Origin of the sequence: Bradyrhizobium sp. NDS-1 (assembly GCF_032918005.1) — a bacterium.
In the GTDB taxonomy this organism is placed as follows: Bacteria; Pseudomonadota; Alphaproteobacteria; order Rhizobiales; family Xanthobacteraceae; genus Bradyrhizobium; species Bradyrhizobium tunisiense.
In genome coordinates this window covers 5053007-5078174 of sequence record NZ_CP136628.1, presented here as the reverse complement: position 1 = coordinate 5078174, position 25168 = coordinate 5053007, and the positions used below count along the sequence as shown (strand labels likewise).

The following is a 25168-nucleotide window of genomic DNA, read 5'->3' as shown; positions in this document are numbered from 1 at the left end:
CCTCTCACCAGGCCAGATGATCCATTGTCCAGTGCGGCATCGGCACAGCCGCGACGGGCGGCCCTCGTACCAATTCACGCGGGCCAGTCCGCGTCTCATTCCGGTGCACGCCGGATCTGAGCAGCAGCGTCAGCATGCCGGCCCTGGCGGCGCCGGCCACGTCATGGTCGAGGCTGTCACCGATCATCAGCACGCGCGCCGGCGCCGGCTGGCCGAGCCACTCGAGCGCGGCGGCAAAGATCGGCGCGTGCGGCTTGCCAACATAGGTCACACGGCCGCCCAGCGTCGCGTAGAAGCGCGCCAGTGCGCCGGGCGCCGGGATCAATCCGGTGGCGCCGAACATCGCGAGATCGGGATTGGCGCACAGCATCGGCAGGCCGCGTGCAACGGCCCCGGTCAGGCACGCGCGCCAGTATTCGGGCTCGGCGACGGAGTCGTCGAGACCTGCGAGCAGGATGAAATCGGCTTTCCCGATGTCGGTGACGAGATCGAGGTCGAGCCCGTCGACGACCGCCTTGTCGCCGCCGCGCGCGATCAGGAAGCAGCTCTGCCCAAGTCCGATGAAGGGCTCCTGCGTGCGCGCCTTCAGGCCGTGCCACGTGACTTCGCCTGATGTCAGGATGCCGTCATAGGCCTCCGGGGAAAGACCGAGCGAGGCAAGTCGCGCCGCATTGCTGCCGGCGCGCTTGCCCGAGTTCGACAGCACGAGGATGCGCTTGCCGGCCTGGCGCAGTCGCGCAACGCAGTCGCGCGCCTGGGGAAAGATGGCTTGACCCTTGTGCAGCGTGCCCCATTGATCGAGCAGCACGTGATCAAAGCGACCGGCGATCGTGCCGAGACCTTCGATGTCAATGATGTCGGCTGTCATGGCGGGGCGCCTCGCAGTGCGAGCAGCGCCGCGCCGTAACTGGCCTCCGTCTCTTCGGCGACGGTGACGGCAACGCCGAGGGCGCGGCGCCTGATCTCGGTCCAGGCCGCGTTCCTCGCCCCGCCACCAATGCTGACGACGCGCCGCAGCTTTGGTGCTCCGAGCTCGGCCAGGCGCCGATAGGCGAGCGCTTCGATCCCCGCGATGCCTTCGAGCAGCGCCTGGAAGAAGCGGTGATCGTCCGAAGGGCGCGGCGCCACCTTTGCCGGCAGAGCCGGATCGGCGATTGGAAAGCGTTCGCCGGGCTTGGGAAGCGGATAGTAGTTGAGCCCGGTCGGCACCTCCGGCTGCAATCGCGGCGTCATTCGTTCGATATCGGCGGCCGTGAAATGCGTGAGCAGCGCGCCGCCGCCGGAATTGGAGGCGCCGCCGGCGAGCCAGCGCTCGCCCAGCCGGTGCGAATAGACGCCTTGATCGGCGGCGAAGATCGGCCGCGTCGCCAGCAGCTTCACCACCAGCGTCGTTCCGAGCGAGGTGACGGCATCGCCGGGCGTATCGGCGCGGGTGGCGATAAAGGCGGCGACGCCGTCGGTGGTGCCGGCAGCGATGCGCGCCGCCGGCGACAGGCCCAGCGCCGTCGCGACAGCGGAATCGATCTCCGCAAATGGGGTTCCCGGCACCAGCACCTTCGGCAGCAATTCACGGGGCACGCCGAGCGCGTCGAGCCAGGCCGGCCAGCCGCGCGTCACGGGATCGTAGCCGAGCTTCAGGACGTTGTTCTCGTCGCTGATGCCGTGATGTCCGGCGAGCCTTCCTGCGATCCAGTCGGCCTGATGCACGGCAAAGCGCGCGTGTCCGGCCTCGCCGCGGCCCGACAGATACAGCAGCTTCGCCAATGCGCTGCGCGCGCCATGTGCGCCGCTGTCCGAGGGGGCCACTGCCGCAATGCGGACGGCTTCGGCTGCCGCTCGCGCGTCATTGTACATCAGCCCCGGCGTGCAGGGCTGGCCTGTGGCGTCGATGAGCAGCAGCGTTCCCGACGTGCCGTCGACGCTGACGCACTCGACAGCCCCGAGATCGACAATGCGGCCGAGCTTGCCGATCGCGGCCGCCGTCGCCTTCCACCAGAGTTCCGGATCCTGGTCGATCGCTTGGCCATCCTGGCGTGGCGCGGGAAGGGGCGCCGATTCCATGCCGAGCTTGTCACCGCGCGCATCGAGGGCGCAGGCGCGAACGCCGCCCGTTCCGACGTCGATGCCGAGGAACACGCCTGTCATTCGACCTCCTCAGCGTGAGCGATGCGTGCCCGGCAAGATTGCACCGCAGCACGTTTGGGGGATTGACGTTCCAACCCGTCTCTGCAATTTTTTGCAAGACGTGAAGAAAATTGCAAGAGGGCTTTTCCGGCGTGGCGATACCTTCCGACAGGCTGCCGATGGTTGACGGTGAGGCGTCGCTCGCAACGCGCGCGGCGTGGCTGTACTTCGCCGCCGGGCTGACCCAGTCCGAAGTCGCCGACCGCCTCAACATCCAGAGCACCAAGGCGCATCGGCTGATCGCGCGTGCCAGCCGCGAGGGCATGATCCGCGTCTTCGTCGAAGGTCCTGTGGCCGAATGCGTCGCGCTGGAGAACACGCTGGTCGAGCGCTACGGCCTTGCCTTCTGCCGCGTCGCGCCCGATCTCGGCGAGGGCGAGCTGCCACTCAGGGCCCTTGCGCTCGAAGGCGCGAGCTTCCTGCGGCAGAACCTCGAACGCGGCGAGGACAAGATCATCGGCGTCGGGCATGGCCGCACGCTCGCAGCGGTAGTCGAGCAGTTGCCGCAGACGCCGGCGCGCAGCGTGCAATTCGTCTCCCTGCTCGGCGGATTGACGCGGAAATTCGCCGCCAATCCGTTCGACGTCATTCACCGGCTAGCGGAACGCACCGGCGCGGAGGCTTATCTCCTGCCGGTGCCGGTGTTCGCCAATTCGGTCGCCGACCGCGCGGTGTTGATGAAGCAATTTGGCATCGCGGAGGTGTTCGCGCTCGCGCGCAAGGCCTCGCTCCTGTTCGTCGGCATCGGACAGATCCATGCCGAGGGCTTCCTGGTCTCGAGCGGCATGATCAGGCCGGACGAGGTTGTCGAATTGAAGCGCGCCGGCGCCTGCGCCGACCTGCTCGGGCATTTCTTCAACGCCAACGGCGAGCTGCTGGACATCGACCTGTCGGCGCGTGCGACCTCGATGGAGGGCGCGGACCTCAGGAAACACCGCATCGTCGCCATCGGCGGCGGTCTCGCCAAGGTGACGGCGCTGCGCGCGGTGCTGCGCAGCGGCCTCCTGCACGGTCTCATCATCGACGAGGTGACCGCACAGGCCCTCGCAACCGACAAGCTGGAGGCGACATCCGGCAAGGGCAAGACCAACAAGACCAAGAACAAGCGACAGAAGGGAAGTAAACGCGCATAACGGGAGGTTACCCATGTACGATCGCGAGAAGAATCTGTTCGACTCCTACGCCGCCAAACGCATCAGCCGGCGTGATCTGCTGGATGGCGCCGCCAAGCTCGGCATCGCCGGCGTTGCTGCCAACGCGGCCTATGTCTCCGCAATGTCGCGGGCCATGGCGGCGGACTTCAACTGGAAGGCCTATAGCGGCAAGACGGTCAAGCTGCTGTTGAACAAGCATCCCTATGTCGATGCGATGATCGGCGATATCGAGGCCTTCAAGGCGCTGACGGGAATGAACGTCGCGTACGACATCTTCCCGGAGGACGTCTATTTCGACAAGGTCACCGCGGCGCTGTCCTCGAAATCGGACCAGTACGACGCCTTCATGACCGGCGCCTATATGACCTGGACCTACGGTCCGGCCGGCTGGATCGAGGATCTTAACGCCTACATCAAGGACCCCGCAAAGACCAACCCGGCCTTCGCCTGGGACGACGTGCTGCCCGGCCTTCGTTCCTCGACGGCATGGGACGGCGTTGCTGGCTCCGAGCTCGGCTCGGGCAAGGCCAAGCAATGGTGCATCCCGTGGGGCTATGAGCTCAACAACATCACCTACAATCGCAACATCTTCGGCAAGGTCGGCGTCAAGCCACCGAAGAATCTCGACGAGCTGCTCGACGTCGCCGCCAAGATCACCAAGGATGCGGGCGGACCTTACGGCGTCGGCGTGCGTGGCTCGCGATCGTGGGCCACGATCCATCCCGGCTTCCTCTCGGCCTATTCGAATTTCGGCCAGAAGGATTTCGTGATGGAGGGCGGCAAGCTGAAGGCCGCCATGAACACCAAGGCCTCCAAGGAGTTTCACGAGAAATGGGTCAAGATGATCCAGACCTCGGGGCCGAAAAACTGGTCGACCTACACCTGGTACCAGGTCGGCACCGATCTCGGCGCCGGCGCCTCCGGCATGATCTTCGACGCCGACATTCTCGGCTACTTCATGAACGGCGGCGAGAACAAGGAGAGGGGCAATCTCGGCTATGCGCCGTTCGCGGCCAATCCGGCCGCCAAGGCGCCGACGCCGAACGTCTGGATCTGGTCGCTCGCGCTCTCCAGCTTCTCCAAGCAGAAGGACGCGACCTGGCTGTTCATGCAATGGGCGGCCTCGACCGAGCACGATCTGTTCGGCGCCCGCAAGATGGATTTCGTCAATCCGGTGCGCGCGTCGGTCTGGAAGGACAGCGAATTCCGCGATCGGATCGCAAAGTCCTATCCGGGCTATCTCGAGCAGCATGATCTGTCCTCGCCGGGTGCCAAGATTTACTTCACGGCCCAGCCGCTGTTCTTCGACCTGACGACGGAATGGGCGGCTTCGCTCCAGAAGATGGTAGCCAAGGAGGTCAGCGTCGACGAGGGACTCGACAAGCTCGCCGACAGCATCAACCGCCAGCTCAAGCAGGCAGGCCTTGGTTGAACGGCCTTGGTTGAACAGCCTTGGCTGAGTTTGCCGCCTACGATGCCTTGCGTGGCGCCCATTCCTCCGCGCCACGCCAACTCGCCGGTTCGGAACGCCCATCCGGTCCGGGCCGGCGAGTTGAAGCCAATGCGTGATCCCGTATCATCATGAGCATGGTCCAGTTGTCCCAGACGAATGTGCTGCAGCGCCGCACCACGAGGCTGCGCGGGCGCATGCTGCCCTATCTGCTGAGCCTGCCGGCCCTGCTGGTCTGCATCGCCATCCTCGTGCCCTTCGTGACGGCGGCGATCTATTCGCTCCAGCGCTACCGGCTGAACCTGCCTCATCTGCGCGGCTTCATAGGGGTCGACAATTACATCGACTTTCTCTCCGATCCCGCCTTCTGGAACACGCTTCGCATCTCGCTCACCTATACCGCCTTGACGGTGGTGCTTGAGCTGCTGCTCGGTCTCGGCATTGCCCTGCTGCTGCGACGTCCGACGCGCTTTCACAATGCGGTGTCCATCGCGCTGCTGCTGCCGTTGATGACGGCGCCCGCGATCGCGGCGCTGATGTGGAAGCTCATGACCAACCCGAGCTTCGGCATTCTGTCCTATCTCGTCAGCCTGCTCGGCGTGCACGACTTCAAATGGGCGTCCGATCCTTCGAGCGCATTGCTCACGGTGGTGCTGGTGGACGTCTGGGTCTACACGCCCTTCATCATGATCTTGCTGCTGGCGGGCCTGCGCTCGCTGCCGCGGCAGCCGTTCGAGGCCGCGGCGCTCGATGGTGTCCCGGCCAGCTTCGTGTTCTTCCGCATCACGCTGCCGATGCTCGCGCCCTACATCATCACGGCGTCGCTATTTCGCCTGCTGGATTCGATCCAGCAGTTTGACATCATCTATGCGATGACGCAGGGCGGTCCCGGTGACCGGCTGATGGTGTTCCAGGTTCAGGCCTATCTCGAATTCTTCCAATACACCAATGTCGGCCGTTCGGCGGCACTGCTGATGATCCTGTGGCTGATCACCAATATCCTGTCGAACATCTTCATCAAGAACTGGCTGCGCCTGCGGGCGCGCGCCCACGGCCACGCGTGAGGCACGGGAGGCGGCGATGGATCACTCCAGTTTCGCAGGGCGCATCTTCCGAGGCATGGCGCTCGCGCTCGTGCTCGTGTTCTTCCTGTTTCCGATCGTCTGGATCTTCCTGATGTCGTTCCAGGCCAACGAGCAGATCCTGCGGATTCCGCCGCACATCCTGTTCGAGCCGACGCTGGCCAATTATCAGGCCCTGATCTCGGGGCAGCTGCGGACCGCTGCCGGCAATCTCGAAATATCCTTCATGCGTAACCTCGTGAACAGCTTTGCGCTGTCGAGCGCTGCCGTGGTGCTGGCCCTGCTGCTTGGTGTGCCCGCGGCCTACGCCTTTGCGCGGTTCAAGTTCCGGCTCGGCGAGACCATCGCCTTCACGCTGCTGTCGTTCCGCTTCGCGCCGCCGCTGCTGGTGCTGTTGCCGCTGTCGCTGTACTACCAGCAGCTCGGCCTCAACGACACCTATTTCGGCATCGTCTGGGTCTATCAGCTCATCGCGTTGCCGCTGATCCTGTGGATCGTGCGCGGCTATTTCGAGGACATCAGCCCCGACATCGAACATGCCTATCGCCTCGCTGGTCATACCTGGCGCGAGGCATTCACGCGGATCGCGGTGCCGCTCGCAGGACCTGGCATCGCGGCAGCCGGCCTGCTGTCCTTCATCTTTTGCTGGAACAATTTCGTGTTCGCGCTGATCCTGGCCTCGGCCGACAAGCAGCCTGTGACCGTGGGGGCGCTGGCGTTCGTCACGGCGTCGGGCATTCAGTACGGCCAGATCGCAGCCGCGATCGTGCTCTCGGTCACGCCGACCCTGCTGCTCGCGCTGTACGCGCAGCGCTATCTGGTCGAGGGCCTGTCGCTCGGTGCGGTGAAAGGCTGACAGCATGGCGCGTCTTGAACTCAACGCCGTCGGCAAGTCGTTCGGCCCGGTCCGCTGCGCCGAGGATCTTTCGCTGGCGGTCGAGCCCGGCGAAATCGTCGCGGTGTTCGGTCCGTCCGGCAGCGGCAAGACCGTGCTCCTGCGCATGATCGCGGGCATGTTCGAACCGGACGAGGGAGACATCCTGGTCGGCGGTCGATCGATCGTGGGCGCGCCGCCCGAGCAGCGCGGGATCGGCATGGCCTTCCAGAACTTTGCCCTGTTTCCCCACATGAGCGCGCAGAACAACATAGCTAGCGGCCTGCGAGCCAAGGGCGCCGCGGAGGTGGCGAGCCGGGTCAAGTCGATCAGCCGGCTGCTGAAGATCGAGCATGTGCTCGGCCACAGGCCGCGCGAATTGTCGAACGGGCAGAAGCAGCGCACCGCGCTCGCGCGCGCCCTGATCGGCAACCCGGATGTGCTGCTGCTCGACGATCCCTTGCGCAATGTCGATGCCAAGCTGCGCTACGAGATGCGGCTCGAATTGCCGAGCCTGCTGCGGCGGAGCTCGGCCTCAGTCCTCTACGTCACCCAGGACTATCGCGAGGCGATGGCGATCGCCGACCGGATCGCGGTGCTGGTCGACGGCCGCCTGGTGCAGGTCGCGCGTCCCGAGGAGATCTATGCCAGGCCCGCGTCGGTTGCGGTCGCGCGCCTGTTCGGCGATCCCAGCATCAATCTCGCGGAGGTCGAGCCGGTCGCCGCGCAGGGCGGGCTCAGCGCGCAGGTGGCGGGGACGCCCGTGCGGCTAGACGCCGCCGATCGCGCGATCGTCGATCACGGTCCGTGCTGGCTCGGCGTGCGTCCGGATGATCTCGTCATCAGCCGCCAAGCCGGCGAAAACGCCATACCGGCGCGTATCGTCGCGGTCACGCCGATGCATGAGAAGGCCGTGCTGCTGCTGCGCTTCGCCGACGGATCCGAGTGGCTCGCCGCCCTGCCGCAGGGCTCGGCCATGGCGAGCGCGGAGGACGGGGTCTTCGTTCGCTTCGCGCCGGAGGCGGCGCTTCTGTTCGACCGTGCAACGGGTCTGCGCGTCGGACTGTCGCATCGACGGCAGGCGGCATGAGGAGAGCGGGATAGGCGTGGGCATGCTCGAGATCAGCAAGGTCGACAAGGTCTATCAGAGCCGCGGCAAGCCGCCGGTCCATGCGGTGCGCGCGCTCGACATGGAGGTCGGCAAGGGAGAGATCGTCGCGCTGCTGGGCTCGTCGGGCTGCGGCAAGACCTCGACCTTGCGGATGATCGCGGGCTTCGAGAGTGTTACCTTGGGGGCGATCACGCTCGGCCGGCGCCGGATCGACCAATTGCCGCCGGCGAAGCGCAGGGTGGCGATGGCCTTCGAAGGCTATTCGCTCTATCCGCCGCTCACTGTGCGCGAGAACATCGCCTTCGCCCTGAAGGCGCAGCAGCTCTCGTATGCCGAGGTGACCCGGCGTGTCGAGGCGATCGCGCAGCTGGTTGAGATCGCCGATATCCTGGACAGCTATCCGCGCTCGATTTCCGGAGGGCAGCAGCAGCGTGTCTCGCTGGCGCGCGCCCTGGTGCGCGATGCCGATCTGTATCTGCTGGATGAGCCGATGGGCCAGCTCGAGCCGCAGCTGCGCGCGGTGCTGCGCGGACGGATCAAAGGCTTGCTTGCCGAGCGCGGCATGACGGCGATCTTCGTCACCCACGATCAGACCGAGGCGAGCGCGCTTGCCGACCGCATCGCGGTGATGGAGGATGGCGTGCTCCAGCAGTTCGCCGGCGAACGGGAGTTGAAGGATCATCCGGCGAACCTGTTCGTTGCGAGCTTCATCGGCGAGCCGCCGATGAACCTGCTCGAGACCGAGGTGGCGCAGGCCGATGGCGGTTTTCGTCTCTCGATCGGGGTGGATCTCGCGTTCAGCTTGGCAGCGCAAACGCTCGATGCTGCCGCCGGCCGCGCGCTCGCGCAGAGCACGCGCCTGCGCGTCGGCATAAGACCGCAGAAGATCGCCGTCGGCAGCGGCGATGTGCGCGTGCGCGTCGTCTCCAACCAGTGGCTGGGCGACCAGTCGCATGTCGCAGGCGAATGCGACGGCCGCCTCCTCATCGCGGTGACGCCGAACAAGATCACAGCGCGGCCCGGGGACATCCTGCCGTTCGCGCTGGAGGCACGGCATCTTCATTTGTTCGGCGCCGACGGCAACTGCATTCACCATGCGGAGGCAGCCCGACCATGAGCATCTTGCCTGGCCGCGACGTCATCATCGGCATTGATGCCGGCACGTCCCTGATCAAGACGGTCGCGTTCACGCGCGACGGGCGGCAGCTCGGCGAATACGCGCTGCCGAACAGCTACACGACGTCAGTCGGCGGCCATGTCGAGCAGGACATGGCGCGGACCTGGAACGACACAATTGCCGCCCTGCGCGGCCTGGCGGTGGCGGTTCCCGATCTCGCATCGCGGCTCGCCGCCATCGCGGTGACGGGGCAGGGCGACGGCACCTGGCTGATCGATGATGACGGCCGTCCCGTCGCGCCCGCCTTGCTGTGGCTGGATTCCCGCGCGGCCGGCCTCGTCGAGCGGATCCGCGACAGCGAGCGCAATGCGGCGCTCTATCGGCGGACCGGCTCGGGGCTCAATGCCTGCCAGCAGGGACCGCAACTGGCCTGGTTGCAGGCGCATGCGCCCGAGATCCTGTCTCGCGCCCGCACCGCCTTTCATTGCAAGGACTGGCTGTATTTCCTGCTCACCGGCGAGCGTGCGACCGATCCGTCGGAGGCGACCTTCTCCTGCGGCGATTTCCGCAAGCGCCGGTTCGACGCCGAAACCGCGCGCCTGATCGGGATCGCCGATTGCATGACCCTGTTTCCCGACGTCGTCGACGGTGTCGTGACCACGCATCCGCTGAACGCCGCAGCGGCGCGCGAGATCGGCCTGCCGCAGGGCGTTCCGGTCTCGCTCGGCTATGTCGACGTGATCTGCAATGCGCTGGGGGCGGGACTCTACGATCCGGCGCCCGATGTCGGCTGCACCATCATCGGCTCGACCGGCATGCATATGCGCCTCGCGCCCAGCGCCGATGCGGTGGTCCTCAATGCCGAGGCCACCGGCTATACCATGCCGTTTCCGGTCTCCGGTCATTATGCGCAGATGCAATCGAACATGGCGGCGACGCTGAATATCGACTGGCTGCTGGACCTCGCACGCGATCTGCTCTCCGCCGAGGGTATCGCGCGCTCGCGCGCCGATCTGATCGGACGGCTCGATGAGCGCGTCATGCAAGCGCACCCCGGCGAACTCTTGTTCCACCCGTTCATTTCCGATGCCGGCGAGCGCGGCCCGTTCGTCGCGCACGAGGCTTGCGCGCAATTCCTGGGGTTGCGCACCCGCCACGGCTATTGGGATCTGATGCGGGCGGTGATGGAAGGGCTCGCCTTCGCCGCCCGCGATTGCTACGCCGCGATGGGCGCGCTGCCGCGCGACCTGCGCATCACCGGCGGCGCCGCGCGCAGCCGCGCGCTGGGCGCGATCCTTGGCGCTACGCTCGAATGCAACGTGCGCGTCTGTAGCCGCGGCGAGGCGGGCGCTGCGGGCGCCGCCATGATCGCGGCGGTGGCGACCGGCCTCTATCCGGACATGACGGCCTGTGCGGATGCGTGGGTGCGGCCATATCTTGCGACGCCGCAAACGCCGGACGCGGCATTGGCGTTGCATTATGGACGGCTGTTTCCGGCCTATCTGAATGCCAGGCTCGCGGCGCGGCCGGTCTGGAAGCAACTCGCGGCCGTGCGTGCGGGAGCCGGCCATGCCTAGCAAGATTGCCATCGTCGGGGACCGCTTCATGCTGCCGAAGGTCTTCGCCGAACGGATCACGGCAGCCTGTGGCAACGCCATCGACATCCGCGTTCTGGAGCAGCCATGGCCGGACGAGCCGATGGAGCATGGCTATGCCGGCTCCAAGCTCGACGGACTGAAGGAGTTCATGGGCGATCCCGATGAGATCGTGAACTTCATCGGTGAAGCCGCATTGCTGGTGACGCATCTTGCGCCGGTCTCGCGATCGATGCTGCAGCGCCTGCCGGGCCTCAAATTCATCGCGGTCTCGCGCGGTGGCCCCGTCAATATCGACATGCAGGCCGCGCGCGACCACAGGGTGCTCGTGGTCAACACGCCTGGCCGCAACGCCAGCGCCGTGGCCGAGTTCACCATCGGCGCGATTCTCGCTGAAACGCGCCTGATCCGCAGCGGCCATGAATCCCTGCGCGGCGGCGAATGGCGCGGCGACCTCTATCGCGCCGATCGCACCGGGCGCGAGCTCGGCGAGATGACCGTCGGCATCGTCGGCTATGGCGCGATCGGCACCCGCGTCGTAAAGCTGCTCAAGGCGTTCGGCTGCAAGATCCTGGTGACCGACCCCTACGTCCAGCTCAGCGCGCAGGATCGTAATGACGGCGTCGAGCATGTCGGCCTCGGCGAGCTCCTGGCGCGCGCCGACGTGATCAGCCTGCATGCGCGCGTGACCGCCGAGACCACCGGCTTCATCGATCGCGCGGCGCTGGCGCAGGTCAAGCCGGACGCCATCTTCATCAATACGGCGCGTGGCCCCCTGGTCGACTACCAGGCGCTATTCGAGGCACTGTCTGCCGGACGGCTCGGCGGGGCCATGCTCGACACCTTTGCCGTGGAGCCGGTGCCCGCCGACTGGCCGCTGCTGCAATTGCCCAACGTCACGCTGACGCCCCATATTGCGGGAGCCTCGTTGCGCACCGTCACCATTGCCGCCGATCAGGCGGCGGAAGAGGTTCGCCGCTATCTTGCCGGCGAGCCGCCGCTCAATCCGTGCTGAAGACGAAAGGTATCTTGCCATGACCCGCGAGGAGCGACAGTTGCGCGAGGCGATCATCGCCAAATGTCGGTGGATGAACGCATCGGGCCTCAATCAGGGCACGTCGGGCAACATCTCCGCCCGCTACAAGGACCGGATGCTGATCACGCCGTCCGCGACGCCCTATGACGCGATGAAGCCGGAGATGATCGCCGCGATGCCGCTCGATCGCGACGACGGCTCCTGGGACGGGCCGTTGAAGCCGTCGACCGAATGGCGCTTTCATCTCGACATCATGCGCGGCCGTCCCGATGTCGGCGGCGTCGTCCACACCCATTCGACCTATGCGACCGTGCTCGCGATCGCGCGCAAGCCGATCCCGGCTTGCCACTACATGATGGCCGCGTTCGGCGGCAATGACATCCGTTGCGCCGGCTACGCGCGCTACGGCACGGCGGAATTGTCGGAGCTGGCGCTCGCCGCGCTCGAAGGCCGCAACGGTTGCCTGCTGGCCAATCACGGCATGATCGCAGTCGGCGCCAACCTCGACAAGGCGATGTGGCTGGCGGTCGAGCTCGAGACCATCGCGCGCCAATATTATCTCTCGCTTGCATTGGGATCGCCGCAGATTCTCAGCGAAGTCGAGATCGCCGACACCGCGAAGGGATTCTCGACTTACGGCCTCCAGCAGCCCGAAGGTTCTAAGTCCAAGGTTTCCAGGCCGAAGCCGGGCAGGGCGGCCGCATCGGCAAAGGCGGCAGCGCGGCAACGGGTCGAGAAGAAGCGCAGCAGGACGTGATGACCGGGGCTGCGCCGCACGCGGGCAGGGATCACGGGCTGGTCGACATCGCGATCATCGGCGGTGGCATCAACGGGGCCGGCATCGCGCGCGATGCAGCGGGCCGCGGCCTGAAGGTTCTGCTGTGCGAGAAGGGCGATCTTGCCGAGGGCACTTCGTCGCGCTCGGGCAAGCTCGTTCATGGCGGGCTGCGCTACCTCGAATACTACGAGTTTCGCCTGGTGCGCGAAGCCTTGATCGAGCGCGAGGTTCTGCTCGCCTCCGCGCCGCACATCATCTGGCCGATGCGTTTCGTACTGCCCCACTCGCCCGAGCAGCGGCCAGCGTGGCTGGTTCGCAGCGGGCTGTTTCTCTATGACCATCTCGGCGGTCGCAAGCATCTGCCGTCGAGCCGTGGTCTCGATCTCACGCACGCGCCTGAGGGCGCGCCGCTGCGCTCCGAGTTTCGCCGCGGGTTTGAATACTCGGATTGCTGGGTCGATGACGCCCGGCTCGTGATCCTCAATCTGGTTGATGCCGCGCACAACGGCGCGATCATCCTGCCCCGCACCCGCGCGTTGCGTGCGCGCCGGGAAGCGGGCTTATGGCACCTGGAGATGCAGGGAGATGACAGCGGCACGCAGATCGTCCGGGCGCGAGCGCTGGTCAATGCCGCAGGTCCCTGGGTCCAGGACGTCGTCCAGAGTGTCGCCGGGCTGAACGCCTCGCACAATGTGCGGCTAGTCAAGGGAAGTCACCTGGTTGTACCAAAATTCTGGAGTGGGCCGCAGGCCTATCTGCTCCAGAACGCGGACCGTCGCGTGATCTTCGTCAACCCTTACGAGAAGGATCTGGCGCTGATCGGTACGACGGACGTCTCCTATGACGGCGGCGTGGAAGACGTCGCGATCGACGAGGGCGAGATCGCCTACCTGTTCGGCGTCCTGCGCCGTTACTTTCGCGCCCCGCCGGACGAGCGGGAGATCGTCCATTCATTTTCCGGCGTCCGGCCACTATACGACGACAATACCGAGAACCCCTCGGCAGTGACGCGCGACTATGTTTTCGAGGTTCACGGCGCAGATGGCGTGCCGCCGCTGCTCTCGATCTTCGGCGGTAAGATCACGACCTACCGCCGGCTCGCGGAACAGGCGTTGCAGCGTCTCACGCCGTGGTTCCCGACCATGGCGCAGGCCTGGACGGCGGGACGGCCGCTGCCGGGTGGCGACATCGGCCGTGACTTCGATGCCTTCATCGTCCAGCTTGCGCGCGAATATCCCGATCTGCCGTCCAAGCTGGTCCACCACTATGCCCGCCTGTACGGCACGCGGGCGCGCGAGCTGCTGGGTCCCGCCCGCGTGTCGGCCGATCTCGGCCGGCATTTCGGCGGAGACTTCTACGAACGCGAGGCCATGTTTCTTCGCGAGACCGAATGGGCCAGGGTGCCCCAGGACTTTCTGGATCGGCGCACCAAACATGGCCTGCATTTGACGATGGCGCAACGGGACGCATTTGCGAGCTTTATCTAACCCGTCGGCGCCATGCCCCTCAAGTAATTTCAGTCAGTTAGAAGGCCGCGTGTGCACCGATAGATCAAGAAAAATCCATCATTAGTAAGCTTTTGGCGATCGGCCTTTGAGCGATCGAGCGCTATCGCAGCATGTAGGGAGGCATCCGCCTCTCCGACGCTGGCGTCTACTGCGGATCGATTCCAGCGGCTTTGATGATCCGTCCCCATTTGCCGATCTCGGCTTTCAAGAACGCTTCGAGCGCTTCCGGCGTCGCGCGCTCGGACTCGACGGGAGTCATGCTGAGCTCGGCAAAGCGGCTGATCAGTGCGGGGTCCCTCAACGCCGCCTGCAGCGCGGCGACGAGATGGTCCATCACCGGTTTCGGCGTCCCCTTCGGCGCGTAGAGACCATACCAAGTCGTCACGTCGAATTCGGGAACGCCGGCTTCCGTGGAGGTCGGCACCTCAGGCAGCGTCGCCACCCGCGTTTTGCTGGTAATGGCGTAGCCCTTGATCGTGTTCGACTGGATGTACGGCGTTGGACCGGTTGCGGGATCGCAATAGACGTCGATATGGCCGGCGATGACGTCATTCAACGCTGGTCCGCCGCCCTTGTAGTAGATCGGCGTGAGTTTGGTGCCTGTTGCGTTCATGAACATCAGGCCGCAGAGCTGCGAGGCTGAGCCGAGGCCGACATTGCCGAAAGTGACCTTATCGCCGGCCTTGCGGATCTGCGTGATGAGCTCGCCGAGGTCCTTGGCGGGATAGTTCGGTCGCGCGACCAGGATCATCGGCACGTCGGTGACGAGCCCGATTGGGGCGAAGTCGCCGACCGGATCGAACGGCAGCTTGGCGTAAAGGGCAGGGGCGGTGGCTTGGCCGACATGCATGAGGAGCAGCGTGTAACCATCGGGGGGTGCCTTGGCGACGCGGTTGGTGCCGAGCGTGCCGCCGGCACCGACGACATTTTCTATAACGACGGACTGTTTCAGCGTTGCACTCATGGCGCCGCCGAGGATCCGCGCGATCACGTCGCCCGGTCCGCCGGCGGAGAAGGGCACGATCAGCGTGACCGGACGTGAGGGATAGTCGTTCGCGACGGAAGCGCCGCAGGGTGTGAGCAGGACAAGCAGGATCAGCGATCGTACGAGATACGGCATCGAACACTCCCTGGCGGCATTGTTCTAGTCGTCGGTAGGCGCCGCCTCCTTGGCCGCCGACGATTTTTCGATCATGTCGAGCGCGGCCACGGCGGCCGCATTGATGTGGTCGACGCAGCAGCGCTCGGCGAGCTCCGCATCGCCGCTCTGGATCGCCCGCCAGATCGCGGTGACCTCGCGCAGACTCTTGTTGATCCGCTTCGGCTGCGACATCGAGGTGATCCGCAAGAGCTGGATACGGTCGTGGAGCGGCTTGAGCGCGCGCTCGATGAAGGCATTGCGGCAGCCGCCGATCAGCGCGGCGTAGAAGTCAGTCTTGGCCTCGAGGCAGCCGACGAGATCCTGCTTGGCCGCGGCCGCCTTCAGCCGCGTCAGGGCCTCCCCGATCCGGCGCGCTACCTCGGGATCATGCAGCCTGGCACACTCGCGGCCGGCGAAGCCTTCGAGCACCGCGCGCGCCGCGTAGAGCTGCCGGGCTTCCTCCAGGCTGATCGTGGACACCATGGGGCCGCGATGGGGGACGATGTTGACCAGCCCGTCGGCTTCGAGCGCGCGAAGCGCTTCACGGATCGAGGGGCGGCTGACGCCCATCATTTCGCAGAGCTCGCGCTCGACCAGGCGTTGGCCCGGCTTCAGGGTTCCGGACATGATCGCCTCGCGCAGCTTCTGGGCGACCATCGCCCGGACGGTCGGAACGTCCTCGATGCGGAGTGTCGACTGCAAATCGCTACGTCTGTCCATGTCCGGGCCCTGGTTCGGGAAAAGTCAGTACCGGTTTACAGGCAGAATCATCATTTCGGCAATTTGAACGTGGGCGGGCTGGTCCAGCGCGAACACGATCGAGCGGGCAATATCGGCAGGCTCCAGCGCCATTCTGAACTGGTCGAAATAGTCCTTTTCTTTCTGCTTGTCGCCGCGATAGCGGGTCAGGATGATGTTGGTTTTGGTCAGGCCGGGCTGGAGCTCGGTGACCCGAATCGCGGTTTCGGCAAGTTCACCCCTGAGCGTCTCGGTGAACATGTGCACGCCCGCCTTGCTGGTGCTGTAGGCCGCCATGTCGGGGACGATGCGGACGGCGTTGATCGAGCTGATGTTGACGATGTGTCCGGCGTTGCGCTTGACCATTTCGGGGAGGATCGCGCGCGTGACCCGCATCAGGCCGATCAGGTTGGTCTGGATGATGTTGGACCAGTCGTCGGCGGAGCCGGCATCGAAGCGCGTCCGGCCGCCGATGTCATGCCCGGCATTGTTGATGAGGACATCGACCGGCTTGAAATGAGCGGGAACGGCCTCCGGCAGACCATCCACGGCGCGAGAATCGCTGACGTCGAGCTGGATCGGAAACACCCTGTCGCCGGCCGTGGCGGCCAGCTCCTGAAGCGCCCTGGCGTCGCGGTCGACCAGCACCACGCGGCGACCGCTCTCCAGCAGCGCCTCGGTGATGGCACGTCCCATGCCGCCGGCAGCGCCAGTCAGGACGACGGTCTGGCCTTGTTGTTCAGTCATCGCAGCACTCCCATCCCACTTCTGTCATGCGATCGACCAGCCGCCGTCGATGGGCAGGCTGGCTCCGGTGATGTCGTTTGCGGCGGGACCACAGAGAAAGACGACCATGGCGGCGACGGCGTCCATTCCGATGAAGCGCTGCGTCGGCTGGCGCTCGCCGAGATACTCGCCGGTCACGTCCTCGAGCGGACGATTGCTGTTTGTTGCCATCGTCGCAATCTTGTTCAGGATCGCCGGCGTCGGCAGCGTGCCGGGGCATAGCGTGTTGCAGGTAACGCCGCTGCGGGCGGTCTCGATGGCCACCGCGCGCGTCAGGCCGAGAATAGCCGTCTTGGTGGTCACGTAGTCGATGCGGTCTTCGACCGCGCGGATCGAATAGATCGAGCCGAGATTGACGATCCGGCCCCAGCCGCGCTGCTTCATGGCCGGCAGAGCCAGGCGGATCAGGTGGAACGGTGCCGACAGGTTCACGGCGAGCGCATCGTCCCAGCGATCGGGCGGAAACTGCTCGATGGCCGAGAAATGCCTGACCACGGCGTTGTTGACGAGGATGTCGACGGCGCCGCAGCGGTCGAGGAGGTCGGCCATCATGCGCTCGATGGCGTCGCGCCGGGACAGGTCGGCAGAAGCGGGGATGACCTCGACGCCGAAGCGGCTGCGGAGATCATCCGCGGCCTGCTTCGGCGCAATGAGATCGTGCAGGACAATGTTGCAGCCCGCGCCGGACAGGCCTTCCGCGATCGCGAAGCCAAGGCCTGCGGTCGCGCCGGTCACGAGTGCCCATTTGCCTTTCATCGCACGGATGCTTCCTTATTTCTTGTCGAGCTCTGCGAACACTTCCTTCGCGTTGCGGAACGCGTCGACGCCGGCAGGCACGCCGCAATAGATCGCGACCTGCATGAAGACCTCGCGGATCTCCTCCCGCGTCGCTCCATTGGCGAGCGCGCCGCGGACGTGGGTCTTCAGCTCATGCGGACGGTTGAGTGCGCAGAGCATCGCCAGATTGAGGAAGCTGCGGGTCTTCCGCGTCAGGCCTTCGCGGCCCCAGACGTAACCCCAGCAATATTCCGTGGTGAGGTCCTGCATCGGCCGGTTGAAGTCGTCCGCGGATGCGATCGCCTTGTCGACGAATTCGTTGCCGAGCACGCTCTTGCGGATCTCGAGCCCGCGGTCATAGGTCGCCTTGTCCATTGTGTTCTCCGTTTCTTTTCCAGCGATATCAGCTCTTCGGCCAGAAGGGCTTTGCCAGCGCGAGCTCCGGCGGGAACACGGTTACCGGCACGCCGGATTGCCACTGCACGATGGTCATGCCGGCGCCGACGCGGCGGCCCTTCTCGTCGAACTTGATTTCGCCGAGCGGATAATATTTCGAGGGGCCGGCATCCATGGTGCGCAGCGCCTCGCCGACGGCGACGCGGTCGGCCTTGCCGGCCTTCTCCAGCGCGTCCTTGATCACCCACATGTCGCCATAGGTGGAGATCGCGTTCTGCGTCATCCACGGCTCCTTGTAGCGGGTCTTCAATTCGGCGATCAGGGCCTCGTGGCCCTTGGCGCCCCAGCTCGCAACGCAGGTCAGGACTCCTTGGAGCAACTCCGGACTCACGGTCTGCAGCATGTCGGGCTCGGCGATGGCGATGCCGAAGGAGATGGTCGGCACCTTGCCCTGGCCGAGACCGAACTCGTTCATCTTCTCGAGGAGCAGCTTGGCATCGGAGATCACGGTCGGCAGGAAGAACAGCAGATCCGGTTTCGCCGAGCGGATCTTCTGCACCAGTGATGTTGCATCCGCGAGCGGCGGGGTGAAGGTCTCGTCGACGATCAGCTGCAGCTGGTTCTCCGCCAGCAGGCCTTCGCGCATCGATTTCGCCGAGGCGATCGACGCGGCCGTGTTGTCGGTGAGGATCGCAACCGTCTTCGGCCGCTTGCCGGACGCCGTCTCCGCCAGCTTGACGATCTGCGGCAAGGCCTGGCGGGCCTGTGAGCCTGCCGTGGCCGAGGTCTGGAACACGTATTTGAAGCCGCGATCCGTGATCAGGTCGGAGTAGGAGAGGGTGAGGACGGGCAGGTTGGCCCGCTCGGTGACCTCGGTCACCGCGAGCGTGAAGGATGATAGATAGGCGCCGCTGGCCGCGACCAGATCGCTCTCCTGCGCGACCATGCGCTGGGCCGCGTTCTTGGCCTTCTCGGTGGAGTCGCCGGAATCGAGCACCACGAGCTTCAGCTTGGCGCCGCCAAGCGCCTTGATGCCGCCTTGCGCGTTGATGTGCTCAACCGCCATCTCGGCGCCATGACGCATCACCGTGCCCGGACGGGCGTACATGCCGGAGATCGGCACCAGCAGGCCGATCTTCACTTCCGCTGGTTGCTGGGCCCAGGCGCGGGATGCGATCAGCGTGCCGGACGCGCCGGCAAGCAGCAATCGCCGACTGATCTTGGATGTGGTCATGACAATTTTCCTCCCTGAAATCGCGCGTTGTTCTATGATTTCTTCGGCCAGAACGGCTGCGCCTGCGCCAGCTCGGGCGGATAGACGGTGACCGGCACGCCCGATTGCCATTGCACGATGACGACGCCGGCGCCGACCCTGCGACCTTTCTCGTCGAATTTGAGCTGGCCGCCCGGATAATATTTCGACGGGCCGGCATCCATGGTGCGGAAGGCCTGCGCGACCGAATTGCGGTCGGCCTTGCCGGCCTTCTCCAAGGCTTCCTTCATCAGCCACATGTCGCCGTAGGTCGAGATGACGTTCTGCGTCATCCAGGGCTCCTTGTATTTGGTCTTCAGTTCGGCGATCAGCGCCTCGTGACCCTTCGAGCCCCAATTGGCGACGATGGTCATGATGCCTTGCACGGTCTCCGGGCTGACGCTCTGGAGCATATCCGGCTCGGCGATGGTGATGCTGAAGGACACGGTCGGGATCTTGCCCTGGCCGAGCCCGAACTCGCTGATCTTCTCGAGGCCGAGCTTGGCGTCGGACACCGCGTTCGGCATGAACAGCAGCAGATCGGGCTTGGCCGAGCGAACCTTCTGAATCAACGGCGTCGCGTCCGACAGCGGAGGGGTCCAGACTTCCTCAACGACGAGCTGGAGCCCTTCCTGCGCGAACAGTCTTTCCTTCAGCGCCTTCGCGGTGGCAACTGACGTCGCGGTGTTGTCCATCAGCATCGCCACCGTCTTCGGCTTCTTGCCGGAGGCGTTCTCGGCCAGCTTCATCAGCGTCGGCAGGCCGAGCTCGGACTGACGGCTTGCGGTCGCCGCAGTTTGGAAGATGTATTTGAAGCCGCGGTCGGTCAGAAGGTCCGAATAGGACAGCGTCAGCACGGGCAGCTCGGCACGCTCGGTCACCTCGGTCACCGCCAGCGTGAAGGATGATAGATACGAGCCGGTCGCGGCAACAAGGTCAGGTTCCTGCGCCACCATACGCTGCGCCGCGTTCTTGGCCTTCTCGGTGGTATCGCCGCAGTCGATCACGACCAGCTTGAGCTTGGCGCCGCCGAGCGCCTTGACGCCGCCCTGCGCGTTGATGTGCTCGATGCCCATCTCGGCGCCCATCTTCATCACCTGGCCGGGACGGGTGTAGATGCCCGACAGCGGCACGATCAGCCCGACTTTGATCTCGGCCGGCGACTGCGCGCGCGCCACGCCGGCGAGGCCCACGGCGGCAGCGCCGGACAGCACGGTTCGGCGCGAGAGCCCCTTTGACGTCTTGTTCATTATGTTCTCTCCCTTGTCTTTGTTCTTGTCGTCACATGCCGAGATAGGCCTTGCGCACGCGATCGTCGGCGCGCAGCGTGTCGTTGTTGCCCTCGAGCACGACGTGTCCCGCTTCGAGGACGTAGCCGTGGTCCGCGGATTCCAGAGCTTCGGCGACGCGCTGCTCGACCAGCAGCATGGTCAGGCCGGACTGCCGGCGAATATCGATCAGGCGCTCGAAGATGAAGTCCGCGGTCGAAGGCGCCAGCCCCATCGAGGGCTCGTCGAGCATCAACAGCTTCGGCGAGGAGGCGAGGCCGCGACCGATCGCAAGCATCTGCTGCTGGCCACCGGACATCGTGCCCGCGAACTGGTTGCGGCGTTCCTTCAGCACCGGCAGCCATTCGAAGATGCGCTCGATGTTGCTCTGCCAGTCGCGCCGGCCGCTCTCCGTCATCGCGCCCATTTCCAGGTTCTCCATCACGGTGAGAGACGGGAAAACCTGGCGGCCCTCGGGAACGTGGGCGATGCCGAGATGAGCGCGCTGCGGCGGTGGCACGGCGAGCAGGTCGACGCCGTCGAAGGTGATCGCCCCGCCGCTCGGCTTGACGATGCCGGAGATGGTCTTGAAAAGCGTGGTCTTGCCGGCGCCGTTTGGCCCAACGATCGCGACGAACTGGCCGGCGCCAACATTGATCGAGATGTCGTTCAGGACGGGCTTGGCCGAATAGCCCGCGCTCAATCCCTCAATTCGCAGCATGGCCCACCCACTTCTTGCCGAGATAGGCCTCGATCACCCGGTTGTCGCGCGTCACCACCTCCGGCAGGCCTTCGGTGATGACGGCGCCGTGGTCGAGCACGACGAACCTGTCGACCAGGCGGACCATCGCCTGCATCGTGTGCTCGATGATCGCGATGGTCGTTCCGTCGCGCGCCAGCTGCTGGATCACTGCGACGACCTCGTCGGCCTCGCCGTGGCCGAGGCCTGCGAGCGTCTCGTCGAGCAGCAGGATGCGCGGCTGGCCGGCAATCGCGCGGGCCAGCTCCATCAGCCGCAGCTCCTTGGTCGAAAGCTCGCCGGCCACGCGATCGGCAACCGCAGAGAGACCGACCCGAGCGACCGCGTCGGCAGCGAGCTTGCGTGCCTCCTCGTCCGACCGCGCCCGCACATAGGCGCCGATTACGACATTGTCGAGGATCGACATGCGCAGGAACGGCCGCATCACCTGGAACGTGCGTCCGATGCCGGCCTCGCAGATCACGTGCGGCCGCTGGCCGGACATGTTGCGGCCGCTGATCAAGACCTCGCCCTCGCTCGGTTTCAGGAAGCCGTTGAGGAGATTGAACAGCGTGGTCTTGCCGGCGCCATTGGGCCCGATGATGCCGAGGATCTCGTTCTGATGCAGCTTGAAGCTGACGCCCTGCACGGCTTTGAGGCCGCCGAAAGATCGGGAGAGGTTTTTCACTTCAAGCATGACCTCGCCGGCCGCGGCGCGCTGCCGCGGGGCGGGCTTCAGTGCCGTGACGTTGGCGGCCGCCGTTTCGGCAACACCGGCCGCAGCGGTCTTGGGCGCGATACGTTTGCGCAGCAGATCGCGCAGCTTCCAGAACAGTCCCTCCGGCGCCAGCAAGATCACGCAGACGATGGCGAAGCCGAAGATGACGCCCTGAATGCCCGGGAAGCGGTCGCCGGCCTCCGCATGCAGGATCTCGGCAAGCGGAATCAGGATCACCGAGCCGATCACAGGACCCCAGACCGTGCCGACGCCGCCGAACATCGCTACCGTGAGCGCTTGCGCCGACACCAGCATGCCGAACACCGATTGCGGCGTGACGACCAGCAGCACCTGGGCATAGAAGCCGCCGATGGCGGCGGCGATGGCCCCGCTCAGCGTGATTGCACGCAGCTTCCAGGCGAGCGTGTTGATGCCGGCCGCCTCGGCGGCGGCCTCGTTCTGCTTGATCGCGAGCAGCGCCATGCCGAAGCGGGACCGCTCGATCACTTGCGTCAGCACGACGGTCGCCAGCATGATCGCGAGCCCCAGCAGCGTGTAGATGTGCGGGTCCGAGAACTGCATGTAGGCGATCGGTGCATCGCGCTTGATCGGAAGCGTAACCTCCTGGAAGCCGAGCCACTCGAACACGTAGAGGATGGCGAGCGGGTAGGCGAGCATCGCCAGGGCGAAATAGTGGCCCTGCAGGCGGAAGGTCGGAAAGCCGATCAATAGCCCTGCGATGCCGCCGAGCGCGGCGGCGACCGGGATCAGCAGCCAGGGGGAGATGTCGAAGTAGATCTGGCCGAGCGCAGTCGCATAGGCGCCGATGCCGAAGAACGCGGCGTGGCCGAACGAGACAAGCCCGGTATAACCGCTGAGCAGGTTCCAGGAGAGGCCGAACACCGCCCACACCGGCACCAGCGTCAGGATCAGCTGGTAATAGGAATTAGTGACGCCGAGCGAGAGCGCGGCATAAGCGAGCGTGAACAGCAGGGGCGGCAGAAAGGAGCGCATCCGGAGCATGGTCACGTCCTCTCCACCATCCGTCCGAAGAAGCCTTGCGGACGGAAGAAGATGATGAGGAGGAAGACGGCGAAGATCGCTGCGTTCTGCAATTGCGTCGGCAGGATCAGCGTCGACATCTGCTGCACGAGGCCGATGGTCATGCCGCCCCAGAACGCGCCGATGATGCTGCCCATGCCGCCGAGCACGACACCTGCATACATGACGATGACGTATTCGAGCCCGACGAACGGGTGGAACGGATAGTTGGTGGCAAGCAGGCCCCCGGCGATCGCCGTGATGCCGCAGCCGAGCGCGAAGGCGGTGCGGTGCGCGCGGTCGACGTCGATGCCCATATAGGTCGCGGCGGTCGGATTGTCGGCCGCCGCGCGCAGCGACTTGCCGATTCGCGTCCGCGTGATCAGCAGGGAGAGCAGGATCATCGTGACCAGCGAAACGATCATGTCGATGCTGCGGGCCTTGTTGAGGAAGATGCTCATGTCGAAGAAGGGACCGAGCTCCCAGGCCGTGCTCGACAGCGGCGTGCGGATCGAGGCGAGCACCGAGCCGAACACGAGGAGGCCGCCGTTCTGCAGGATCAGCGCAATCCCGAGTGTGAGGATGAGCTGGGCGTAATGGCCTTCGCCTTCCAGCGATGCTGTGCGCGTGCCTGAGACGTGCGAGATCAATGCCAGGTGGACGAAGTAGCCGAAGACAGCGAGCACGGGGCCTGCCAGCAGGATGGCGACGAACGGTCCGACGGCATTGCCAAAGAACGATTGAACGCCGGCGGCGGTGAACAGATAGAAGGCGGTGTACATGCCCAGCATCATGAAATCGCCGTGGGCGAAGTTGATGACGCGCATCACGCCGAAGATCAGGCCGAGCCCGACGCACATCAGGCCGTAGACAGCACCGATCAGAACGCCCGCGGCGAGGGCTTGCAGAAATCCCTCCATCAGCCCCGGCTCCGCATGGCTGACGAACTTAAGCAGGTCTCGAAATCGACCATGTTTTCCCCCGTACTCTCCGGCACTTCTTATGATGCCGATCGTAAGACCCGTTCCGCCGTGTCCAGGCGGCATTGCGCTGCGATGTCGCCGGCATTGCCGAGCCGTTCGCTGTTCTCGATGAGCTGCTCCAACCGCTGCGCACGGTCCTCGCCGAGGACGCCGTGAGCGGCGGCGCGGAAGCGCGTGCGAATGTCGGCAGGCGTGGCGGCGATGACGTCGGGCAGCGCGTGCCGGATGGTCCGGCCGCCGCGCAGAAATACGGTCACCTCCGCACCCTGCTTGGCGGGGAAGGCGGCGGTGAAGTCGGTATCGGCCTCTAGATCCGTGATCGCGACCAGGCGAATGATGTCGACATCATTGAGCTCGGCATAATTCTGTTCCTCGATCTCGCCGCGCGCCAGCGTCGCCGCGACGCTGAAGGGAATGCTCATCTTGGCCTGGAGCGCATTGCGATAGGGTCCCAGGGAATCGCAGCCGGGATAGCGAACCGCAGCATCGGGTGCGCGAATGACGACGCGCTCGATCTCATCGGTGCCGGCGAGCTCGTGCGAGACGCGGAGCGCGGCTTGAGCTGCGGTCTGCGCGAAATTGCAGGCCGGCACCGGCTTGTTGTACACCGCCAGGATCTCACACTCTCCGTCAGGAAAGATCGCGATGCTGTCCGGCGCGGCCTGGCGACGATATGCGACGAAGAGGCCGGCCTCGCCTTCCAGGATCGTTTCGGAGCCGAAGGCGCCGGCCGCGGCCAGACCGATCGCCTTGATCGCGTTGCTCGCGGCAAAACCCGGATGGAAATACATGTCGGAGCCGCCGGCATGCGGCCACTCGTTCAACCCGCTAGACGTATTGGCGGCGATCGCAACGGCACTGGTCGCTGCGTCCTCGGACAGGCCGATCGCAAAGCTTCCGGCGAGCGCCGCGCCCAAGGGGGTCACAAGGCCGGTCGGACGGTAGAGGCGAGCGAGATCGGAGGTCAGCAACGCACGGCCTATCCGTGCTCCGGTCTCGTAGCCGATGATGGCGGCCGTCAGCAGCTTCGCGCCGTCCAGCGGCGATTGTTCGGACAGCGCGAGCAGCGTCGGCCAGATCACGACGCCGTGGTGCGCGATGCTGGCCGCGTGCATGTCTTCGCGCACCAGGCCGTGCCCCATCACGGCATTGGCGAAGGCGGCATCGGCCGGCGAAGAGAGTTGCGACGTTCCGATGATCGTTGCTCCGCCGCCACCTTGTGCGATCGCAACGGCCTGGCGGCTCCAGGGATGCTGGGAGGCCTCGAAGGCGCAGGAGAGGAAGTCGAGCAGGCAGAGCTTTGCCTTCGCAACGACGTCGGGCCCGAAATCGCCGAGATCGACAGCAAGTGCGCTCCGCGCCATCTGGCGCGTGAGCGATAGCTTGCCGGATCCGGTCGAGCCGTTCGTCATCGCAAATGGTGCTCCCAAAAGCTCTCGC

General features: G+C 65.4%; 23 protein-coding genes. 10 read left to right on the top strand and 13 right to left on the bottom strand.

Annotation, left to right across the window (positions count from 1 at the left end; translation table 11 throughout):
• Nucleotides 1-4: 4 nt before the first annotated feature.
• Nucleotides 5-868 carry a TIGR01459 family HAD-type hydrolase gene (locus RX330_RS24020; RefSeq protein ID WP_317240065.1) on the bottom strand — a complete coding sequence of 288 codons (864 nt, stop codon included), beginning with the start codon at nucleotides 866-868 and terminating at the stop codon, nucleotides 5-7.
• Nucleotides 865-2145: an FGGY-family carbohydrate kinase gene (locus RX330_RS24015; RefSeq protein ID WP_317240064.1), complete on the bottom strand. Its 1281-nt coding sequence runs from the start codon at nucleotides 2143-2145 to the stop codon at nucleotides 865-867. Before RX330_RS24015 ends, RX330_RS24020 begins: the two co-directional genes overlap by 4 nt.
• A gap of 158 nt (nucleotides 2146-2303) precedes the next feature.
• Here RX330_RS24015 and RX330_RS24010 point away from each other — a divergent pair, with 158 nt between their 5' ends.
• The 10 genes from RX330_RS24010 (at nucleotide 2304) to RX330_RS23965 (ending at nucleotide 13868) form a co-directional block, all read left to right on the top strand.
• Nucleotides 2304-3317: a sugar-binding transcriptional regulator gene (locus tag RX330_RS24010; RefSeq protein WP_249153946.1), complete on the top strand. Its 1014-nt coding sequence runs from the start codon at nucleotides 2304-2306 to the stop codon at nucleotides 3315-3317.
• A 13-nt stretch (nucleotides 3318-3330) separates the two neighbouring features.
• Entirely contained in the window at nucleotides 3331-4770 is a 1440-nt protein-coding gene (locus RX330_RS24005) for an ABC transporter substrate-binding protein (protein WP_212092557.1), read from the top strand.
• A 155-nt stretch (nucleotides 4771-4925) separates the two neighbouring features.
• Nucleotides 4926-5852 (top strand): carbohydrate ABC transporter permease, encoded by a 927-nt coding sequence (locus tag RX330_RS24000; RefSeq protein ID WP_317243960.1) that lies wholly within the window; start codon nucleotides 4926-4928, stop codon nucleotides 5850-5852.
• A 16-nt stretch (nucleotides 5853-5868) separates the two neighbouring features.
• Complete coding sequence (locus RX330_RS23995; RefSeq protein ID WP_212092556.1) at nucleotides 5869-6726, top strand: carbohydrate ABC transporter permease; 858 nt, start codon at nucleotides 5869-5871, stop codon at nucleotides 6724-6726.
• Between the two features lie 4 nt (nucleotides 6727-6730).
• A complete protein-coding gene (locus tag RX330_RS23990) occupies nucleotides 6731-7834 on the top strand; it encodes an ABC transporter ATP-binding protein (RefSeq protein WP_212092555.1) in 1104 nt (367 codons plus the stop codon).
• Between the two features lie 22 nt (nucleotides 7835-7856).
• Complete coding sequence (locus tag RX330_RS23985; protein ID WP_317240063.1) at nucleotides 7857-8972, top strand: ABC transporter ATP-binding protein; 1116 nt, start codon at nucleotides 7857-7859, stop codon at nucleotides 8970-8972.
• A complete protein-coding gene (locus tag RX330_RS23980; protein WP_317240062.1) occupies nucleotides 8969-10549 on the top strand; it encodes an FGGY-family carbohydrate kinase in 1581 nt (526 codons plus the stop codon). Before RX330_RS23985 ends, RX330_RS23980 begins: the two co-directional genes overlap by 4 nt.
• Nucleotides 10542-11582, top strand: coding sequence for a 2-hydroxyacid dehydrogenase (locus tag RX330_RS23975; RefSeq protein WP_317240061.1), 1041 nt, complete (start codon nucleotides 10542-10544; stop codon nucleotides 11580-11582). Before RX330_RS23980 ends, RX330_RS23975 begins: the two co-directional genes overlap by 8 nt.
• 19 nt (nucleotides 11583-11601) lie before the next feature.
• A complete protein-coding gene (locus RX330_RS23970) occupies nucleotides 11602-12360 on the top strand; it encodes a class II aldolase/adducin family protein (RefSeq protein ID WP_317240060.1) in 759 nt (252 codons plus the stop codon).
• Nucleotides 12360-13868 (top strand): glycerol-3-phosphate dehydrogenase, encoded by a 1509-nt coding sequence (locus RX330_RS23965; RefSeq protein WP_317240059.1) that lies wholly within the window; start codon nucleotides 12360-12362, stop codon nucleotides 13866-13868. The genes RX330_RS23970 and RX330_RS23965 overlap by 1 nt, the downstream gene beginning before the upstream one ends.
• Before the next feature lie 166 nt (nucleotides 13869-14034).
• Here the strand turns inward: RX330_RS23965 and RX330_RS23960 are convergent, their stop codons facing one another.
• The 11 genes from RX330_RS23960 to RX330_RS23910 form a co-directional block, all read right to left on the bottom strand.
• Nucleotides 14035-15009 carry a tripartite tricarboxylate transporter substrate-binding protein gene (locus RX330_RS23960; RefSeq protein WP_317240058.1) on the bottom strand — a complete coding sequence of 325 codons (975 nt, stop codon included), beginning with the start codon at nucleotides 15007-15009 and terminating at the stop codon, nucleotides 14035-14037.
• 24 nt (nucleotides 15010-15033) lie between these two features.
• Complete coding sequence (locus RX330_RS23955) at nucleotides 15034-15750, bottom strand: GntR family transcriptional regulator (RefSeq protein ID WP_212092549.1); 717 nt, start codon at nucleotides 15748-15750, stop codon at nucleotides 15034-15036.
• Nucleotides 15751-15774: 24 nt separating this feature from the next.
• Nucleotides 15775-16515, bottom strand: a complete 741-nt coding sequence (locus RX330_RS23950; RefSeq protein ID WP_317240057.1) for an SDR family oxidoreductase — start codon at nucleotides 16513-16515, stop codon at nucleotides 15775-15777.
• Between the two features lie 24 nt (nucleotides 16516-16539).
• A complete protein-coding gene (locus RX330_RS23945) occupies nucleotides 16540-17310 on the bottom strand; it encodes an SDR family oxidoreductase (protein ID WP_317240056.1) in 771 nt (256 codons plus the stop codon).
• 15 nt (nucleotides 17311-17325) lie between these two features.
• Nucleotides 17326-17706: a carboxymuconolactone decarboxylase family protein gene (locus RX330_RS23940; protein WP_008557226.1), complete on the bottom strand. Its 381-nt coding sequence runs from the start codon at nucleotides 17704-17706 to the stop codon at nucleotides 17326-17328.
• Nucleotides 17707-17734: 28 nt separating this feature from the next.
• Nucleotides 17735-18961 carry an ABC transporter substrate-binding protein gene (locus RX330_RS23935; protein WP_317240055.1) on the bottom strand — a complete coding sequence of 409 codons (1227 nt, stop codon included), beginning with the start codon at nucleotides 18959-18961 and terminating at the stop codon, nucleotides 17735-17737.
• A 32-nt stretch (nucleotides 18962-18993) separates the two neighbouring features.
• On the bottom strand, nucleotides 18994-20229 hold the full coding sequence (locus tag RX330_RS23930; protein WP_317240054.1) for an ABC transporter substrate-binding protein: 1236 nt from the start codon (nucleotides 20227-20229) through the stop codon (nucleotides 18994-18996).
• Nucleotides 20230-20260: 31 nt separating this feature from the next.
• Complete coding sequence (locus RX330_RS23925) at nucleotides 20261-20968, bottom strand: ABC transporter ATP-binding protein (RefSeq protein WP_212092544.1); 708 nt, start codon at nucleotides 20966-20968, stop codon at nucleotides 20261-20263.
• The gene (locus RX330_RS23920) at nucleotides 20955-22727 is read right to left on the bottom strand and encodes a branched-chain amino acid ABC transporter ATP-binding protein/permease (protein ID WP_317243959.1); all 1773 of its coding nucleotides are present in this window, start codon (nucleotides 22725-22727) and stop codon (nucleotides 20955-20957) included. The genes RX330_RS23925 and RX330_RS23920 overlap by 14 nt, the downstream gene beginning before the upstream one ends.
• A 2-nt stretch (nucleotides 22728-22729) precedes the next feature.
• Nucleotides 22730-23665, bottom strand: a complete 936-nt coding sequence (locus RX330_RS23915; protein ID WP_317240053.1) for a branched-chain amino acid ABC transporter permease — start codon at nucleotides 23663-23665, stop codon at nucleotides 22730-22732.
• 80 nt (nucleotides 23666-23745) lie between these two features.
• The gene (locus RX330_RS23910; protein WP_317240052.1) at nucleotides 23746-25140 is read right to left on the bottom strand and encodes an MmgE/PrpD family protein; all 1395 of its coding nucleotides are present in this window, start codon (nucleotides 25138-25140) and stop codon (nucleotides 23746-23748) included.
• Nucleotides 25141-25168: the final 28 nt, after the last annotated feature.